The 509-nt window shown below is 48.5% G+C and carries 1 protein-coding gene; it reads left to right on the forward strand.

Going from position 1 to position 509, the window contains the following annotated elements:
• A partial coding sequence (locus D8792_RS11345; protein ID WP_312023829.1) for a DNA gyrase C-terminal beta-propeller domain-containing protein occupies positions 1-509 on the forward strand: 509 nt, incomplete at both ends.

Below are 509 nucleotides of genomic sequence, written 5' to 3' on the forward strand. Positions count from 1 at the left end.
AATCAAGAGAGAATCAAGAGAGTGGAGCGCAAGGAGTTCAGTCCTTGGCGGACCTACAAGTCCAAGTCGCTTAAGTTTGCCAAGCTGAAAAATGAAGACGACCAGGTCATTGCTCTAGCTCCGATTAAGCTGGATGATGTTATGCTCGTGACCAAGAATGGCTATGCCCTTCGTTTCAATATTGAGGAAGTTCCTGTCATCGGAGCTAAGGCGGCTGGGGTTAAAGCCATAAACCTCAAGAAGGACGATGTCCTAGCGGCAGCCTTTATCGCCAATACAGACTCGCTTTACATCCTGACGCAGCGCGGATCGATTAAGCGTATGGCAGTCGCAGATATTCCTGTTACCAGTCGAGCAAATCGCGGTCTTCAAGTTCTGAGAGAGCTTAAGACCAAGCCACATCGAGTCTTTGCAGCTGGACCAGTCTATGGCGAAGCAGTGGACTTTGACCTCTTTACTACTGAAGCAGAAGCCGGTGAAGAGCAGATTTTGCAGGTGCTTTCTAATAA

Origin of the sequence: Streptococcus cristatus (assembly GCF_003943505.1) — a bacterium.
In the GTDB taxonomy this organism is placed as follows: domain Bacteria; phylum Bacillota; class Bacilli; order Lactobacillales; family Streptococcaceae; genus Streptococcus; species Streptococcus cristatus_E.